This is a genomic window from Candidatus Poriferisodalis sp. (assembly GCF_965208485.1).
Taxonomy (GTDB): Bacteria; Actinomycetota; Acidimicrobiia; order Acidimicrobiales; family Poriferisodalaceae; genus Poriferisodalis.
Genome location: NZ_OZ242344.1, coordinates 4307664 through 4325008, shown reverse-complemented (window position 1 = coordinate 4325008; position 17345 = coordinate 4307664). Strand labels below are relative to the sequence as shown.

The 17345-nt window shown below is 66.5% G+C and carries 10 protein-coding genes; 1 reads left to right on the top strand and 9 read right to left on the bottom strand.

Annotation, left to right across the window (positions count from 1 at the left end):
- Positions 1-12: 12 nt before the first annotated feature.
- The 3 genes from ACOGXQ_RS19730 to ACOGXQ_RS19720 form a co-directional block, all read right to left on the bottom strand.
- Positions 13-2628 (bottom strand): CaiB/BaiF CoA transferase family protein, encoded by a 2616-nt coding sequence (locus tag ACOGXQ_RS19730; protein ID WP_419945308.1) that lies wholly within the window; start codon positions 2626-2628, stop codon positions 13-15.
- A gap of 267 nt (positions 2629-2895) precedes the next feature.
- Entirely contained in the window at positions 2896-5448 is a 2553-nt protein-coding gene (locus ACOGXQ_RS19725) for a CaiB/BaiF CoA transferase family protein (protein WP_419945307.1), read from the bottom strand.
- A 199-nt stretch (positions 5449-5647) separates the two neighbouring features.
- Complete coding sequence (locus tag ACOGXQ_RS19720) at positions 5648-7003, bottom strand: LLM class flavin-dependent oxidoreductase (protein WP_419945306.1); 1356 nt, start codon at positions 7001-7003, stop codon at positions 5648-5650.
- A 67-nt stretch (positions 7004-7070) separates the two neighbouring features.
- On the opposite strand from ACOGXQ_RS19720, the gene ACOGXQ_RS19715 reads away from it, so the two are divergent.
- Positions 7071-7838 (top strand): NUDIX hydrolase, encoded by a 768-nt coding sequence (locus tag ACOGXQ_RS19715; protein WP_419945305.1) that lies wholly within the window; start codon positions 7071-7073, stop codon positions 7836-7838.
- A gap of 364 nt (positions 7839-8202) precedes the next feature.
- Here ACOGXQ_RS19715 and ACOGXQ_RS19710 read toward each other — a convergent pair whose 3' ends face one another.
- From ACOGXQ_RS19710 to ACOGXQ_RS19685, 6 genes are all read right to left on the bottom strand, one after another.
- Complete coding sequence (locus tag ACOGXQ_RS19710; RefSeq protein WP_419945304.1) at positions 8203-9513, bottom strand: NAD(P)/FAD-dependent oxidoreductase; 1311 nt, start codon at positions 9511-9513, stop codon at positions 8203-8205.
- A gap of 154 nt (positions 9514-9667) precedes the next feature.
- Entirely contained in the window at positions 9668-11017 is a 1350-nt protein-coding gene (locus ACOGXQ_RS19705; RefSeq protein ID WP_419945303.1) for an aminopeptidase P N-terminal domain-containing protein, read from the bottom strand.
- Between the two features lie 334 nt (positions 11018-11351).
- Positions 11352-12581 (bottom strand): hypothetical protein, encoded by a 1230-nt coding sequence (locus tag ACOGXQ_RS19700; RefSeq protein ID WP_419945302.1) that lies wholly within the window; start codon positions 12579-12581, stop codon positions 11352-11354.
- Positions 12582-14013: 1432 nt separating this feature from the next.
- On the bottom strand, positions 14014-15402 hold the full coding sequence (locus tag ACOGXQ_RS19695; protein ID WP_419945301.1) for a carotenoid oxygenase family protein: 1389 nt from the start codon (positions 15400-15402) through the stop codon (positions 14014-14016).
- A gap of 5 nt (positions 15403-15407) precedes the next feature.
- Entirely contained in the window at positions 15408-16856 is a 1449-nt protein-coding gene (locus tag ACOGXQ_RS19690) for a N,N-dimethylformamidase beta subunit family domain-containing protein (protein ID WP_419945300.1), read from the bottom strand.
- A gap of 62 nt (positions 16857-16918) precedes the next feature.
- Positions 16919-17335, bottom strand: a complete 417-nt coding sequence (locus tag ACOGXQ_RS19685) for a DUF1330 domain-containing protein (protein ID WP_419945299.1) — start codon at positions 17333-17335, stop codon at positions 16919-16921.
- Positions 17336-17345 lie beyond the last annotated feature (10 nt).

Sequence of the window (17345 nt, the reverse complement as noted above, 5' to 3'; positions counted from 1 at the left end):
ATAGCAAGCCAATTATGTGAGGAGCTCGGCGACGGCGAGTTCGGCTATGCGATCGCTGTCATAGCCAAGCACGTCCGTCAGAATGTCGAAGGTGTGCTCGCCAAGAGTCGGGCCGCCGTAGGCAACGCCTGCGGGAGTGCGCGAGAACTGGAAGCGGGAGGCGTCCACGATGGTGGTGCCCTGCTTGGCGTGGGGCACCTCGACCTGCTGGCCCCGGTGGACGATCTGCGGGTCGGCGGTGTACTCCGGAGAGTTCTGCACGATGTGCGCCGCCACCCCCACGTCCTGCAGGCGGTGCATCAGCGCCACACCGTCCTGGGGTCGCGTCCACGCCGAGATGACCTCGTCCAGTTCGTCATGGCGCTCGCGGCGCTCGGCCAAGGTCAGCTCGCCTAGGTCGCCACGCCCCATCAGGGCCGACAGCGACTGCCACTGGCCCTCGTCGACACACGAGATCGCAATCCAGTCATCGTCTGGGACCACGGAGGAGAACTGCTCGCCGGCCGCCGTCTGGTAGACGCCTTGGGGTGCGATGTGGCTGTCGCGATTGCCCACCCGATGCGCCACCCGGCCGTTCACGGTGCGGTCCAATACTGCCGGGGCCATCAGGTGAAGCGCCGACTCGGCTTGGGACATGTCGATGTACTGGCCCTCACCAGTGCGGCGCCGATGCTCCAGCGCTCCCATCACCGCCGCCACCAGCCAGCGTGGCGAGGTGTAGTCGGTGTAGGCGCCGAACGGGCCGCAGGGCGCCCTGTCGGGCCAGCCCACCGGGTAGAAGAACCCCGAGATCGCAGCGGCCATCGTGCCGAAACCGGCCAGCATCGCCAAGGGTCCGGTCTGTCCCATCAGGCAGCTCGACGCCATGATCACATCGGGCCGCCGAGCGTGAACCTGCTCCCAGCCCATCCCGAAGCCGGCCATGCCCTTGGGCGAGAACGACTCCACGATCACATCGGCCCAGTCGATGAGATCCCAGATGACGTCCAATGCAGCCGACTTGGACATGTCCAGACAGATGCCCCGCTTGCCGGCGTTCATGTTGTTGTAGAGCGCCGAGTACTCGGGGTCGCCGATGTCGTCACGGAACGGCTGCAGCGAACGGGCCACCTCGAGCCGAGTCTCGGACTCCACTCGGATGATGTCCGCTCCGTAGTCGGCCAGCACACGGGCCGCAGCGGGTCCCGCCATCGCCCACATGAAGTCGAGCACCTTGACGTTCTCGAGCGGCCGGGCGGTGGAGGCTGTCTGAGCGCTCACGTCGGCGCCGGTGGCCTCGATGCGAGGCCGCGTGCGGGCCGGCTTGCTTTCGGACTGTGCGTCCAGCTCGGCCAAGACTTCGGCCGTGTGCTCGCCTAGCTTGGGCGGCGGGCCGAGCGGCTGCATCGGCGTCGCGCTGAATCGGGCATAGCGGCCGGGGTAGATCACCTCCAGCACCTCGCCGCTCGCCTGGTCACCCCCACCAGCGTCGACGCCGTCCGCGCCGGTAACGCGGGTGGCATCTTGCGGGGTTCCCGCCGTCTGGGTGACTGTCTCCCAGTACTCGCGGGCTGCGAGCTGGTGCGAGTCCACCACTTCGTCGGCTGTCCACACCGGGGTGATCAGCACTCGGCGGCTCATGGCCGCATCCAGCAGCTCGGCCTTGGTCTTGGTGGCGAAGAAGTCAGCCAGCACCTGCTTCAGCCGCTCGTACTCCGAGATCGGCTCGCGCCCGTCGAGCAGCATCATGGCGTACTCGGTCCAGTTCTTGTCCCGGGTGGCCTCGTCGCAGAAACCCTCCTCGTGCACCCAGTCCATGAGGCTCTGCGTGAATGCCCGGAAGCCCGGCCCGAACAGGAACGTCACCGACGCGTGCCCGTCCTTGCACGGCCACATCAGCTGGACATGCAAGCCCTCCACCAGCACCCCGCCGGCGTGGCGGGTGGGTGGCGTCGCGCCCAGCGGCGTGGACAGCGCGTACGACTGGCAGGCCTGGTTCATGCTCTGCTGCGCCGACATGTCCACGTGCTGGCCGAGACCCGAGACCGTCTGCCGCTCCCACAGGGCGATCAGCGCAGCGCCAGCAGCTTCGGAGGCGGCGTTGTGGAAGGCTTGCGGGAACAGGCCCCCAGTGCGAAGCGGCGCCCGGTCGGAATCGCCGGTCATCGCCATGTTCACGGCCGCGGCTTGCAGCGTCAGGTCCGAGACCGCCCACTCCGCTTTCGGCCCGTTAGATCCGAACGGCGAGATCGACACGTACACCAGCTCGGGGTTGATCTCTGACAGGGCGCCGTAGCCCAGCCCCACAGCATCCATCCGGCCCGGACCGGCAGATTCGATCAGGATGTCCGCCGCCGCGGCCAGCCCTCGCAGCCTGTCGGCGCCCTCGTCGGCGGCCAGGTCCAGCACCACGCTGCGCTTGCCCCGGTTGTAGGCCCAGTGGTGCAACGACCGCTCGGGGTCTTCGATGTCGTCGGCGAATGGCCCCAGCCGCCGCGCCGACGAGCCCTCGGGCGGCTCGACGGCGATCACATCGGCGCCCATCTGGGCGAGGATCGCCCCGCACAGGTGTCCCCGCTCGTCAGTCAAGTCCAGCACCCGGAACGTGCTCAGCATCGAAGTGGTCGCTTGCGTGTCGGCCTCAGGCATCCGCACATTTCAGCACGACTGTCGACACTCCACGTCGCGAACTTGCGTCACGCGCGTGAGAGCCCGCCCAAAAGGGCGGACTCTCGAAGGCTCTCACGTTTAACGTGCGGACCCGCATGGGGCTGGCAGGTTTGCTGCGACGGACTCCAAACCCTCCCGCACCGGGTTCGACTCCCGGCAGATCCACACCCGCAGGTGAGCCGAGGCCCCGCGACGCCAGCAAGCCGGGCTCGATACCGCCTTGTCACCCAGCCCGAACAGCCGCGGCTACTCCAGCATCTCAGCCACGGCCAGTTCGGCGATGCGGTCGCCGTCGTAAGCCAGCGTCTCGGTCAGCACCTCGAAGCTGTGCTCGCCCAGCGTGGGGCCGCCGTAGGCGATCGACGCCGGCGTGCGCGACATCACGAACCTGGTGTTCTCGACGGTCGTCGTGCCCTGCTTGCCGTGCGGCACCTCGATGAGCGCATTGCGATGCAGGGCTTGAGGGTCGATGGTGAACTCCGGGGAGTTCTGCACGATGTGCGCTGCGACGCCTGCCGACTGCAGCTCGGCCATCAGCTCGTAGCCGTCGCGTCCACGCGTCCACGCCGAGATGATCCCGTCCAGCTCGTCGTGGCGGCCATGGCGCTCGCCTGCGCTCAGCGACGCCAAGTCGTCACGTCCCATCAAACCGGCCAACGCAGCCCACTGGCCGTCGTCACCGCACGAGATCGCAATCCAGTTGTCGTCGTAGCCGTCGCCCGCAGGGCCTCCGGCTGCCGTGGGGTAGGCGCCGTTGGGGGCGATCACCAGGTCCCGGTTGCCGGCAGACTCCCAGATGCGCCCGTTGGTGGTGCGTTCGAGCAGCGCCGGCGACATCAGGTGCAGTGCCGCCTCGGCCTGGGACAGGTCGACGTACTGGCCCTGGCCGGTCTGGCGCTTGTGCTCGAGCGCCCCCATCACCGCAGCCACCAGCCAGCGGGGCGAGGTGTAGTCGGTGTAGGCGGCGAAGGGTCCCGCCGGCGCTCGATCGGGCCACCCGACCGGGTAGAAGAACCCCGAGATGGCTGCCGCCATCGTGCCGAAGCCGGCCAGCAGCGCCAGCGGCCCGGTCTGGCCCATCAGGCAGCTCGACGCCATCACCACATCGGGACGGCGCTCGTGGATCTGCTCCCAGCCCATGCCCCACCCCGTCATGGCCTTGGGCGAGAACGACTCCAAAATGACATCGGCCCAGTCGATGAGGTCCCAGATGACCTCGAGCGCCTCGGGCTTGGACATATCCAGCGCCAGGCCCTGCTTGCCGGCGTTCAGGTTGCTGAACAGCCCCGAGCCGTCGGGGTCGCCCACGTCGTCGTGGAACGGCTGGATCGAACGGACCGCGTCGAGCTTGTTGGCCGATTCCACACGGATGATCTCGGCGCCGTAGTCGGCCAAGACCCGGGAGGCGGCCGGCCCGGCCATCGCCCACATGAAGTCGAGCACCTTGACGCCCTCCAGCGGCGGTGAGGTGTGCGCGACCGGTGAGATGGCAGCCGGGACCGAAGGCAGACGTTCTGCGCCCGCGAGCTCGGCCAAAACCTCGCCGGTGTGCTCGCCGAGGCGTGGCGCACGGCCCAGGCTTGCGAGCGGCGTCTCGGTGAACTTCGCGAACGCACCGGGATAGCGCACCGCCGCGGGGTCGAACGAGCCAGCGCCGGCGTCATCGAGAACATCGCTGTGGTCGACGTCCTCCCAGTACTCCCGGAAGGCGAGCTGGTGCGAGTCCACAACCTCGGCGGTGGTCCACACCGGCGTGATGAGCACCCTTCGGGTCATCGCTGCATCCAGCAGCTCGGCCTTGGTCTTGGTCGCAAAGAACTCAGCCAGGACGCCCTTCACCCGTTCGTACTCCGAGACAGGTTCCCGGCCGTCGAGCAGCATCATGGCGTACTCGACCCAGTTCTTGTCCCGAGTGGCCTCGTCGCAGAAGCCCTCCTCGTGCACCCAGTTCATGAGGTTCTGGGTGAATGCCCGGAACCCCGGCCCGAACAGGAAGGTCACCGAGGCGTGCCCGTCGGCGCACGGCCACATGAGCTGGATGTCGATGCCTTGCAGGCTGGCGCCGCCTGCGATCCGCTGGGTGACGGTGGCGTTCAGCGACGTGTTGAGGGTGGACGACATGGATGCCTGGCTCATGGACTGCTGGGCGGACATGTCGATGTGCTGGCCGAGACCCGAGCGGGTCTGCCGTTCCCACAGCGCCATCAGCGCCGCGCCGGCCGCCTCTGAGGCTGCGTTGTGGAAGGCCTGCGGCAGTGTGCCGCCGGCTCGCAGCGGCGCCCGGTCCTTGTCGCCGGTGACCGCCATATTGACTGCCGCGGCCTGCAGTGCCAGATCCGAGTAGGCCCAGTTGGCCTTCGGTCCGTCACTGCCGAAGGCCGTGACGGACACGTGGATGAGCGCTGGGTTGAGCTCCGCGAGCGCGTCGCGGCCGAGCCCGAGCGCTTCGGCTTCGCCGGGTTCGAACGATTCGAACACCACGTCGGCCCCGGCGATGAGCGCCTTGGCGTCCTCCACATCCGCTGAGGTGCCGAGGTCCAGCACAACGCTGCGCTTGCCCCGGTTGTAGCACCAGTGATGCAAGGATCGGTCAGGGTCCTCGACGTCGCCGGCAAACGGCCCGAGCCGCCGTGCCGAAGAACCCTCGGGCGGTTCGATCGCGATGACATCGGCGCCCATCTGGGCCCAGATGTGTCCCGCGAGGTGACCGCGCTCGTCGGTCAAGTCGATCACGCGGTAGTCGCCCAGCATCCCCTGTGCGATGCCCGAGCCGGCATCAGTGTTGTTTTCCGCACTCATGGCCACATTTCAGCACGGCGAGCGAGACGACCGCGAATGCAGCCGCAACGATCGAGATGACGGCCACGTCGCGGAAGCGGCGGCACCCGACGGCAAACCCCGCCTGCAACCCCCCGAATCCGCCGACAACAGCCCGCCCCCGTCCGAGACCAGTTCACACCCATCCAAAGACAGACCGCCCCCAACTGCAGACGTACCTCTAGCCCAGGCGCCAAGAACCTGGCTCGGGCATGCGCAGGCCGAGGTGGTCTCGCAGCGTGGCGCCGGAGTACTCGGTGCGGAACAGTCCCCGGCGCTGCAGCTCGGGTATCACGATCTCGACGAAGTCTTCGAATGCCCCCGGCATGTGCGTGCCGGCGATCACGAACCCGTCGACGGCACGCTCGGTGAACCACTCCTCGAAGTAGTCGGCCAGCTCGACCGGCCCGCCCACGGTCGGATGGGCCAGCCGGCCCCGTCCTGACACCTGCACGAAGTCTCGAACGGTGGGGTTGGCCCGTCCGGTGATCTGCAGCACTTGGTTGCGAATACCCTGGATGCCGGTCATGGCGTCGAGGTCGTCGTCGGACAGCGGCTCGTCGAGTTCGCGGCTCGCGAAGTCGAAGTTCAGTCCCTCTGACAGCAGCGACAGGTCGTCGACGAGGGTCGGCAGCTCGTCGTAGGCGACCCGGCGGTCCTCGGCTTCGGCCATGGTGCGGCCCACCACGGGGAACGTCAGGTTGGTGATCTTCACTTGGTCGGGGTCGCGGCCCAGCGCCTCGATCTGGGATCTCACAGCGGCGTAGTGCTCGACAGCGCTGTCGAGTCGCACATGGCTGACGAACAGCAGCTCGCCCCAGCGGGCAGCGAACGTGGTGCCGCGACCGCTCTGGCCGGCTTGGATCACCACCGGATGGCCTTGGGGTGCGCGCGGCACCGTGAACGGCCCCCGGGAGGTGAACCACTGCCCTTGGTGGTCGAGTCGGTGCACCCGGTCGCCGTGCGCGTACAGCCCCGCCTCGCGGTCAGCGGCAACCGCGTCGGTCTCCCAGGTGTCCCAGTGGCCGTGTACCACCTCCATGAACTCGTCGGCCCGGTCGTAGCGCACGTCGTGGGCAGGTGCCTGAGCCAGACCCATGTTGCGGGCCTCGTTGTCGTTCACCGATGTGACGACATTCCACGCAGCCCGTCCGCCGGTGAGATGGTCGAGCGTGGCGAACACACGGGCCACGTGAAACGGCTCGTAGTAAGTCGTCGAGTAGGTGGCGCCCAGACCGAGCCGGCTGGTGGCCATGCCCATCGCAGTCAGCACGGTGACCGGGTCGAGCTTGACGCAGCGGATGCCCGCCTCGACGGTGTGGCGATGATCGCCGCCGTACATGTCGGGCATCGCCAAGCGGTCGTCGAAGAACCCCAAGTCGAAGCAGCCGGCTTCGAGCACTTGGCCAATGTGGCGGTAGTAGTCGAAGGCGGTGACGTCGTGGCGTGCGTTGGGGTGCCGCCATGCCGCGGGGATGGTGGTGCAGTTCTGGGCCTGCAGGAACCCCACCAGCACTATCTGGCGCTGTGCGTTCACGCCCAGCGATCGTAGAGAGTTGCGCCGACGGGCGGGGCGGGACGGCCAAGTGTCAGACTCGACGCCTATGCCGAGTAGCCCACAGACCGCCGACGTCGCCCACGACGAGGCGCTGAGGGAACAGCTTGCGGCGAACTTGGCCCGCCACGATGTGCGCCGGCACCCGGCTCTGGGCCGCAAGCGCGCCTCTGTCGCCGTCATCGTGCTGGACAGCCACGCCGATCTGCACGGAGCGGACCCCGAGTTCACCGGCCTGGACGCCACCCAGCGACGAGACATGCTGGCCGAGGTCCCCGGCGCGTCCGATGACCCGACGCTGACCGGCCATGTCGAAGGAACCGCCGGCGGTGCAGCCGTGCTGCTGACGAGGCGTGGCTCGAACCTGCGCGGGCACCCACGTCAATGGGCGCTGCCAGGCGGTCGCCTCGACGAAGGCGAGACGGCGCTGCAAGCAGCCATCCGGGAGTGCTCGGAAGAGGTCGGCCTGACGCTGACCGGCGATGACCTGCTCGGGCAGCTTGACGACTACCCGACCCGCTCTGGCTATGTCGTCAGCCCGTTCGTGTTCTGGCTCTCCGACGACCGGGAACCGGTCGCGAATCCGGCCGAAGTCGCCTCGATGCACCGCGTCTCGCTGCGCGAACTGGTCCGGCCCGACTCGCCACGGTTTGTGAGCATTCCCGAGAGCGACCGCCCGGTCGTGCAGGTCCCCATCGGCGGTGACCTCATCCACGCACCCACCGGCGCCGTCCTCTACCAATTCCGAGCGGTCGCCTACGACGGCCTCGACACCCGCGTCGACGAGCTCGAGCAGCCGGTGTTCGCTTGGCGTTAGCCAAGCGAACCATCTCCACCGCGCATTCCCGCGAAATGCCGCATGGAACCGTTCGCGGTCCTCCTGCGTTCTATTGCAAAACTGTTACAGAAATACTGCAATATGAATACATCGCCAATCCATCGCCCTAGCTAGGCACCATCGGCGCCGGTCTCGCACCAGCAGTCCCCATTCGGTGCGAGGCCGGTGCCTCGCGCTTCATCTGCGAAGCAGTCGCCCCAAGACCGTTGCATGCGTGCTCGGTACTAGGAGACTGCTGATCTATTCGGATCCGGGCAAGCCTGCAACGCTCTGACCTGCGGCTTTGTATCCGTGAATCGGCGATTTCGGCAATTGCTCAGCAGCCTCCTAGCCGAGCAGCCTCCTAGCCGAGCACCGACATCGACGAGCCGTGCAGGTCGCGCTTGCGGGAGAACGTGCCCATGTCGATGTCGAAGCCGGTGTGCTCGCCGGTCACCACAACCGGGTCGGCGTCGTGATCGTGGCCGGCCTCGACCTTGCCGATCAGTTCAGCCATGCAGTAGCCGGCGACGGCGGCGTTCTTGAACTGGTTGCCGCTGGTGCCGATCGCCACGTAGAAGCCGTCGAGCGAGGTGCGGTCGTAGATCGGGATCCAGTCGTCGGTCACGTCGTACACACCCACGATGCCTCTCGCCCGGTGCGGCAAGCCCAGATCGGGCATGCGGCGAGCGAACCGCAGCACGTGGGTTTCCCACTGCTCGCGGGTGAGGTCCTGCGAGCAGGCGTCGATCTCATCAGGGCTGAGCCATTCCAAGTCTGCCATGCCCAGTTCGAGCGAGCCGATCAGGATGTTGTTGCCCACCTCGGGTCGTACGTAGCACCCGCAGTCGTCGTCGGCCATCGCCGCGCCGACCTGCTCGAAGTCGACTCCCGCCGGCGAAGGCACGTGATACACCTCCTTGCGCTGCGGCCGGGTACTGACCGTCATGTCGTCGAGCACTCCTGCCAACTCGTTGATGGCACTGCTGTGCGGGCCGGCGACATTCACCACCACCGGCGCTGACAGCACGGCGCCGTCGGCCAGCACCACGCCCTCGGCACGGCCAGAACCAGCAATTCCCACGACGGTCTCGCCGAAGCGGAACTCGGCGCCGGCGGCCTCTGCTGCCAGCCGGAGATTGTGCGCAGCGAGCTGTGGGTCGCCGACATAGCCGGCTTCCGGCGTCCACAGCGCGCCTTCCAGCTGCGAAGTGGGCTCAGCCCAGAAGTCGGGATCTGCGATCTGTCGAGGCGGGCCGAAGCGCGACAGGTCGAAGTGCCCGAGCCGGGCAATCGCCTCATCACGATCCCAGATCTCATAGTCCACGCCGAGCGCCTCGAAGTGCGGCACGGGAAGCAAGTGGGGTCCGTCGCCGCTGATCAGCGTCAGCATCCCGCACTTCGTGAACGTGGCGTAGCCGGCCTCGTCGCAACCGCCGATGTGCTGCGGCCAGTTCAGCCAGTACTGCAATCCCTCATAGGACATCGCGACGCCTGCCCGGGTGGAGTAGGTGAATCGCACGATGGCCGACGACGAACTGGTGGAACCTTGGCCTGCGCCCGGGTTGCGATCTGCGCCCACCACCCGCCATCCGCGTCGAGCCAGCTCGAAGGTGACAGCGCTGCCGATCACACCAGCGCCGATGACGACGGCGTCGTAACTCTGTGCGCTCATCCGATGATGTCCTCGCAGCCGCCGCAAGGTCCTGCTGGCACCGAGCAGGCCGTTCTCTTCTCAGCCAATCGTCTCAGCCAATCGGATCCCCGTGCCGTCGCACCATTCTTCGAGCACTGCGCGGGCGCTTCCAGCTCTATCCAACCCGAATCCTCTATCCAACCCGAATCGGCTTGGCGATGGCGGCGGTGAGCACCTCGGGGCCGCTCTCGGTCACCAGCACATCGTCTTCGATGCGGATACCGCCGAACCCCCGCATCTCGTCGACCCGTTCCCACACCACCGATTCCGCGAACTTCTCTCGTCTCGCCTGGTCGCCCAGCAACGCTTCGATGAAGTAGATGCCCGGCTCGACTGTGGTGACCATGCCGGACTCGAGGACTCGATTCGGTCCCAGCTTCACCAGCACCGGATCGTCGCTGGACCCGCTGCTGTAGGGGACGCTCGTGATGTCATGCACGGACAGACCGAGCAGGTGACCGAGTCCGTGGGGAAAGAACAGCGCCACAGCACCCTCGGGCACCAACTCGGCGGGATCGCCGCGCAGCAGCCCCATCTCGACCAGACCAGCACCCAGAATGCGCGCAGCGGCCAGATGAACTTCGCTCCACACATTGCCCGGCCGACACATGTCGATGGTCTGCTGCTGCGCACTGAGCACGAGGTCCCAGAGAAACCTCTGCTCGTCGGTGGGGTCGGCGCCGACGACCATCGTGCGAGTGACATCGCTGGCGTAGCCGCCGAACTGCGCCCCGGCGTCGATGAGCAGCAGATCGCCGGCCTCGACGGTCCGGGTCGCAGGACGCAGCGGGTCGTCGCCTGCATACACGTAGTGCAAGCAGGCACCGTGGGGGCCAGATGCCACGATGCTGTCGTAAGCCACCCGGGGTGCTCCGGCGGCGAAGAACTGCGCCTCCATGCCGATCTGGATCTCACGCTCCGTCATGCCCGGCGCTGCATTGGCGTACACCCACTCGAATCCGGCGGCGCTGGCCGCGGCAGCACGCCGGATGTCGTCCAATTCGGCCTTGTCTTTGATCATGCGCTCGAGCGCGACTGCGGCGCTCAGCCTCAGGACTCGCTCCTGGCGGGAGACGCCGCCTGGCTGATCGGGCGAATCTCCCGAGGCTGTCTCGGGCATCACTGCGTCGGCGCCCATCTCGATCAGCTCACGGTCGCTGCGCTGCGCCAGCCAATTCTCCAGCTCGTCCAACGGCCTGCCGACCGGTGTCGGCGGCTGTTCCCATACCAACCGCTCCGGGGCGAATCGAGGCCCGAACAGCTCCCATTCATCAGCGGCAGCGTCGTAAGCCAGCGTCGTGCCCGGCGAACCCGCCGCGGTGAGGTACGGCACGTCTGGGTGCGGCAGGAAGGCGAAGTGCTGATCGGTGCCCGACCAGCTGGCCGGCTCGCCTGCCCGCAGAAACACCACCTCATCGGTCAGCCCCCAGCGCTTGGCGACTCGCGCCCGCCGTTCGGCCAACGCCTCGTCAGTCGGCTTCACGCCGCGCACCCTAACGCCACGGTCGGCTCGCGGCTTCCTCAACCAGCATCGTCGAAGAAAGCGGGCGAAAGCGCCGCTGGCGCTGTCCCGAGGGGCCGTGCCCGGTGTGCACGTTCACCGGCCAGGACTCCGCCATAACGCTGTCCAAGGCTCCCATGACCAGTCAGGCGGCTCGGTGAGCGATCCGGCGTCTGCCGATCCGATCAGTGGCTGCCGGCGGCTCGCCCGAGAACACATCGACCGCGAAACCGTCGGGAACGAGAACGTCGTCGAGTTCGTAGTCGCAGCTTCCCGGGCCTCCGGGAACTGGTTGTCGTACGCAGTCACCGCCGGCTCAGATCGAGTCGAGGACGTGCTGCAGCTCGCTGAGGTCCCTCGACAGCAGCGATGCACGGACCTCTTCAGGCCGTCCGGCGAACCGCGGGTCGCATTGGGGGCCATTGAGGTGGTGAACGCCGGATTCCTCCACAGTCGGGCCCCATTGATTCCCGCCATTGTCGCCCAGCTGCCCCGGATCGGTCATGTCGATCGTGTTCGGCCCATAGCTGGCATCCACCCGGTCGCCGTCGCACATGTGCTCATGAACGTGACCGAACGGGTCATGCCAGTAGTCGTAGATCTGCGAGCCGTAGACATGGCGGCCGATGCCCCACGCCAATGCATACGGCGCGCCATCGGCCGCCCGTTCCCGGAAGTGCATGTGACCCCGGAAGACGTCGTCCATGCTGAACACCTCAAACGCCGCGTGGCTGAACTGCGCCTCGGAGGTCCCGTCCATGAGCGGCAGCACGAGCATGCTGTGGTGATCGGTCTCAGCAGCGCCCCGGTCCATTCGCATGAACTGGAACATCACATCGGAACCCGTCGCCTTGATGAGCTCGACGAGCGGCGGCGGGAAGTGCTCTTCTGCCCCAGGCGGGATGATCATCCGGGCTGAGTCGCTGACCAGCATGCCGAAAGTGTCCGCCAGGAACTTCATGAATGCCTGGTGCGCGCCGAGAGGCACAGCTGCGACCACGTGTCCGAGCCGGTACACCTCGGACGGACCCGGGTCCTTCTTGATCGGGTAGCGGTTCCCGACCACGTCCTGCTCGACGCCGATCCGATCATCGACGCCAGCGTGGTTGTAGGTGTGCCGGCCGCGTCGCGGTGCGAGCGGTTCAGCCTGCTGGCCGTGCACGGCCTCGAGCACGAACCCGCTGATGGGCTCGACGAAATGGACTCGCTTGCCGCCGCCAAGCCGGCCTTCGGCACCAGAGATGTCGTGTACCGGCGAGCATTCGGGCACCGAGGCTGCGAGTGCAGCCAGATCGGCCTCGGAGTCGACCTCGAATGCGAAGCCGATGAACTTGGCCGGACCCCGGTGCACGACATGGAGGAACGGCATCGGTTCCAAGCCGCGCGAGAGCAGCACGTCATCATCGCGGTGCGCGACCACGAGGCCGAAATCGGAGACGAATGTCTCCATGGCGTCGAGGTCGGGCGCCGAGAAGCGGATGTACGCGACATCCTTCGCCTTCACGATCGGCGCCGCCGTTTCGGTCAGTGTCGCAGCATCAGTCATGTCGCCTCCCTGTGGTTCCCGCTCGTGTTCGCTGTCGCTCACGAGCCGCTCGGGCCACGGCTTCGCCTGCCGGCTGAGCCTCCCCGGAGTCGGAAGTACCGTAACCCAGCGGCGCAATCGGGTTCCTAGCGATGCCGTACAGGGCGCGGACGCCGAATGGGAGGTGGTCTCAGTGGATCTCGGACTGGCCAGTCGGTCGGCGATCCTGATGGCATCGAGCCGCGGGCTGGGACGTGCGTGTGCGCACAGCGTGGCGCGCGAGGGCGTCAATGTCGTCCCCCGCCACAGCGAAGGTTGCTTGACACGGCACTAGCTTGCGGCACCGCAGAGGACTCATTGAGCCGACCTCACCGAATCGGCGGCGCAGTACGGGGTCTCTCCATCGGCGGAATTCTCAGAGATGCAAGTCGCTCGCCGGCTACTGTCGAACCAAGGCCTCTTCAATGGTGCTGCCAAGTTCGATGACTCGTTCTCGGGCAACTGCTTCTCGAACTGAGCCAGCATCGGCCTCGATTCCATGGAGGTCTCTGATTTGGCCCACGACTTCCGCAGGAGTCAAGGGACGATCACGCTCCAACTGTAGGAAGTGCTCGCGAACCTCATCAGAAATACCCTCACGCGTAATGCCGTACCAAGGACTCCGAGCATGACTCGCGCTCCAACTCAAACCCCGGTCGCTGCGCAATATCAAGCGCGATCCATCGCTCAATTCGACAAATTCAATGAACTTGATAGCCCGGCTTCGGCTCATCGACCGAGGCGACCGTCGCCGGCCGACCGACCACCGACGAATCGGCAGCAAGCGTCGCAACCGCCTAGGTCGCAAGCTCAACGGCGTTTCATCAACCTCTCGGGGCAACTCATAGCGAGGCTGCACTTCATGAAGGCCCTCGCATCCATCGTTGACCTCACAGCACACTCCGAGTGCCACGGCCGTTGCTGTATGCCTATCGTGAGTGTTCAACGCTAGCGTCCAAAGACACATGACCGTCCCGGCCAGAAGCGACTCGTGAGCTACTTTCTCGAGAACGCCGAGCCTTGATTGGGGTGGTCCGCTGACTCACTGTCAGCCTCGTCGTCTGCCGGCACCGGGTCGTTCGACCAGCCGAACACTGGCTCATCACTACTCTTTTCGCTTGGAGACTCGCTTGTCGCAGCTGCAGAAATCGGCAACGCGCCGATCATCATCGCGACAGCAGACAACAGGGCGACAACCCTCAGTCTCATGAATGACTCCTTGCTTTGCGGGTATCTCATGTCCAATACTCCACATCGGTCCAATGCATATAATCATGGAGAACGCTAACATACACCTCTGTATGTCGCGAGCGGAGTGGCATCCACCACCGCCCTCAAGCTCAGATTGCCCGCCCGCAGGCCTACGAATCAGTCTGACGAGGGCCGCTTAGGCGGTCCTGCGGAAACTTGCTGTTCAACTTGGCGCAAGCGGCGCGACTGCGGTGTCGGGCACCCAATTGCCGTGGAAGCCGTAGGGCACGCGTTGAGGCAGCGGCACCCGGGCCACGGGCGGGCGGCTGAGATCGCGGGCATCGAGAATGACCAGCTCGCTGCCGTGCTGAGCCTCGTCGTACACGAACGACATCAACCAGCCGTCGTCCTCGGCGGAACCGTCGGGATCAGCGAGGAAGATCCCTTCTCCGGTTCCCCTGCCCGGACCATGGTCGTGGTAGGCGATTTCTCCTGTGCGATAGTCGATCTTGCAGCTGGCGCCCGGAATCAGGCCATCGCCGACGCTCACCGTGTAGCCGTAGCGGTAGTCGCGGCCGACACGGTCGGCGCTGACCTGCGGGAACTCGTGAAAGCGGTCGTCCACCCGCTCCTCGTTGACCCGGCGGGTGGCGGGATCGATGGTCCAGCGGTCCAGCATCGGCTGGGCGTCGCCTGCCGGCCCCAGCTTGTCGCGCTCGAACATCTTGTCGTAGCGACACAGGTCGAGCACCACACGCCCGTCGCTGTCCTCGTAGGCATTCAGCGAGTGGAACACGTAGCAGAGCCCGACATCGCACCACACGATCTCGTCCGCCGTGCCCTCGCGGGGCAGCAGTCCGACCCGGGCGCCGTAGTCGGGATCCCAGCGGAACGGGAACGACGATTCCCCGCTGAGTGCGATTTCCAGGTCGACGGTGACGGGCAGGTCGTAGATCACTGCGTAGTTCTCCGTCAGCGCCATGTCGTGGATCATCGTCATGCCCGGAAGCGGAACCTTCACCGTCTTGGCAACCCGGCCGTCGGTATCCACCACGACGTACTCGACGTGGTCGAACAGGTCCTGCCACGCGTAACAGATTGCGTGCATCTGACCGTTGACCGGGTCGAACTTGGGATGCGCGGTGAATCCGTTCGGCAGCGTCCCGGAGAAGTCGTTGCGGCACACGGTCGAGAGCTCGTAGTCGAGCTCGGTCGGCAGCACACCGCCCTCGACGAGCGCCCAGGTGGTGCCCGCGAATCCGATGACGCTGGTGTTCGGCGAGAAGTCGAGTTGCCGGGTGGGGCCTGGGACTGCGGGCTCGCCGAGCAGCTCGGTGACGTCGTCGCCGCGGACCCAGCGGTTGCGGTACCACTCGGCCCGACCGCCTCGCAGCCGCACCCCGTGCACCATGCCGGTGCCCATGAACCAATGGCTGCTGGCGGGATCCGGGGGCACGATCGGATTGCCGCCGTTGCGCAGATACCGGCCGTCGAGCGATTCGGGAATCTGCCCGATGACCTCGAGGTCGAATGCCGTCACCTCGCTGGTAACTCGTGCGAAATTCCCTTGGAGGTACGGGTTGGCGGATTCTGCTTCAGCAGTCTCAGTCATGGCGCCTACTGTCGCAGATTGACGTGGCGGCCGATGACGTTGCGGGTCACCGTGGCCACGTCGTCGTGCTCGAGGCCGTAGGCCCAGTCGGTGCAGCCGGTCGTGAAGACCTCGCCGCGGCCCCGTTCGAACCAGCCCATCACCGCCGAGCCGTGCTCGAACCGTGCCCGGTTCTCCGGCGTGTCGCCGCCGCCGAGGCGTTCGGTCACCCAGTTGAGTTCGCCGACGTAGGTGTCGGGCATTCCCGGCGGCGCGTCGGCGGTCTCCCACAAGCGCGCCGGCGCGGTGCCGAGCACTTCGAAGTTCGCGGGCGTGCCCGCTGATCCGACCGCCACCGGTAGACCGTCCACCAGGGCCAGCTCGCAGCCGTCGCACTCGTAGCCCACTACGACCGGTTCGCCGCCGAGCACGTCGCCTGCGATCAGCCGCAGGCCATCGAACGCCCAGTGATCCGGTCGCCAGATGCTGTAGCCGCCAGATCCCTTCGGTGCACGGCGGCAGTGCGCGTAACCGCCGCGGGTGAAGGTGACCCCGGTCATCTCCGACTCAGGACGCCCTGTCAGCGGGTCGCTCCACATGGTCGAGACGGTGTGCTGGGCATCAGTACCCATCACCGGGTCGAGTTCGAAGTCCAGCTTGTAGCCGATCACTCGATCGTCGGCGCCGAATCGGACCTGCCAGAAGGCCGTGTTGCCTGAGAAGAAGGCTGCCGCGCCGCCGGCCTCGATCCAGTTCTCGACCTGGTCGCGCATCGCTTCGGACCAGTACTCGTCATGGCCGACGCTGAGGTAGAGGCGTCGGCCGTCCAGCAGATCGGGGCGGGAGTGCAGGTCGAGGCTGGTGGCGTAGTCGAGCACGACGCCATTGCGCTCGGCCCAGCTCACGAAGAGCCGCTCCCAGTTGGCCCAGCCCGCCGCACCCGACCAGAACGAGTACTTGTCGAAGTACTCATTGACCTCGGGTCGGGGCAGCTGCCGGAAACGGGCTACCCGGTAGCGATGCGGATCGGGCTTGTCCAGGAAGCCGCGTGGCAGCGGTCGATGCTGGGACGACTCGTGTCCGCCGGTGTAGAAGCTGGGTCCGGCCCAGTCGTTGTAGGCCGCCCACGTCGAGGTGGACAGCACCAGCAGCGTCTCGGTGGGCTCGGCGGCACGTACCACGAAGAAGGCTTCGGCAACCTCGCCGTCGCTGGCCGTCAACCGGACGAGGTAGAAGCCAGGCTGCCAAGCAGGGTCGATGTCCAGCGAGAGCGACGGGTTCCAGCCGCAGCCCTCTGTGGCGCAATCTTCTGGGACCGGCTGCTCGCCGACCTGCACGTCCCAGGAACTCATCAACAGCTCGCTCGCACCGGTCCGCAGCACCTCGGCCCGGCAGGATCCGCCGGAGGCGCTGATCATCAGGTCGACGGTGTCACCCGGCGTACCGCTCTGCGGCCAGCAATAGCCCGCGATCATGCGGCGACCGTAGCGGCACCGCCATGCGGCGGGCAGGCGATGCCGCCGTGTGGAAGGTCTGACTAGCGGCCGAGGGCGACGGTCTCGATGTTGAGCTGACCTGCGAGGCCTGCAGTCCGGTGAACTGCGAGCGCCTGCCACTCTTCCGACGACGACATAGCCACAAGGGCACCGCGGTTCGGGTACTGCGCTATGGCGATCTCGTCCCAGAGCTCTTCCACCTGCCCGAGCATCAGGAACGTCACGTCACCAGCGAAAACGATCTTGCCGCTATAGGTCGGCAGCAGCTGACTCACGCCGCGCCCGTAGATCTCGTACGCCTGCCTGCCGGTGAGATCGGTCTCGCGCCCGTCCTCGTAAGCGGCGCGCTCTGTGAACTTGAGCAGATTGACCATGAAGATCGGCCCGTCGGGACCGGGCTCGAGCATCTCGTTGATGCGCTCGGCGCTGGTCGGCATGACTTCGTTCGTGACTTCCATGTGGGACTCC

Bases quoted from the DNA above. Each gene is read 5' to 3' on its own strand.
- ACOGXQ_RS19730 (WP_419945308.1), bottom strand. From the start codon at position 2,628: ATGCCTGAGGCCGACACGCAAGCGACCACTTCGATGCTGAGCACGTTC.
- ACOGXQ_RS19725 (WP_419945307.1), bottom strand. From the start codon at position 5,448: ATGAGTGCGGAAAACAACACTGATGCCGGCTCGGGCATCGCACAGGGG.
- ACOGXQ_RS19715 (WP_419945305.1), top strand. From the start codon at position 7,071: ATGCCGAGTAGCCCACAGACCGCCGACGTCGCCCACGACGAGGCGCTG.
- ACOGXQ_RS19710 (WP_419945304.1), bottom strand. From the start codon at position 9,513: ATGAGCGCACAGAGTTACGACGCCGTCGTCATCGGCGCTGGTGTGATC.
- ACOGXQ_RS19700 (WP_419945302.1), bottom strand. From the start codon at position 12,581: ATGACTGATGCTGCGACACTGACCGAAACGGCGGCGCCGATCGTGAAG.
- ACOGXQ_RS19695 (WP_419945301.1), bottom strand. From the start codon at position 15,402: ATGACTGAGACTGCTGAAGCAGAATCCGCCAACCCGTACCTCCAAGGG.
- ACOGXQ_RS19690 (WP_419945300.1), bottom strand. From the start codon at position 16,856: ATGATCGCGGGCTATTGCTGGCCGCAGAGCGGTACGCCGGGTGACACC.
- ACOGXQ_RS19685 (WP_419945299.1), bottom strand. From the start codon at position 17,335: ATGGAAGTCACGAACGAAGTCATGCCGACCAGCGCCGAGCGCATCAAC.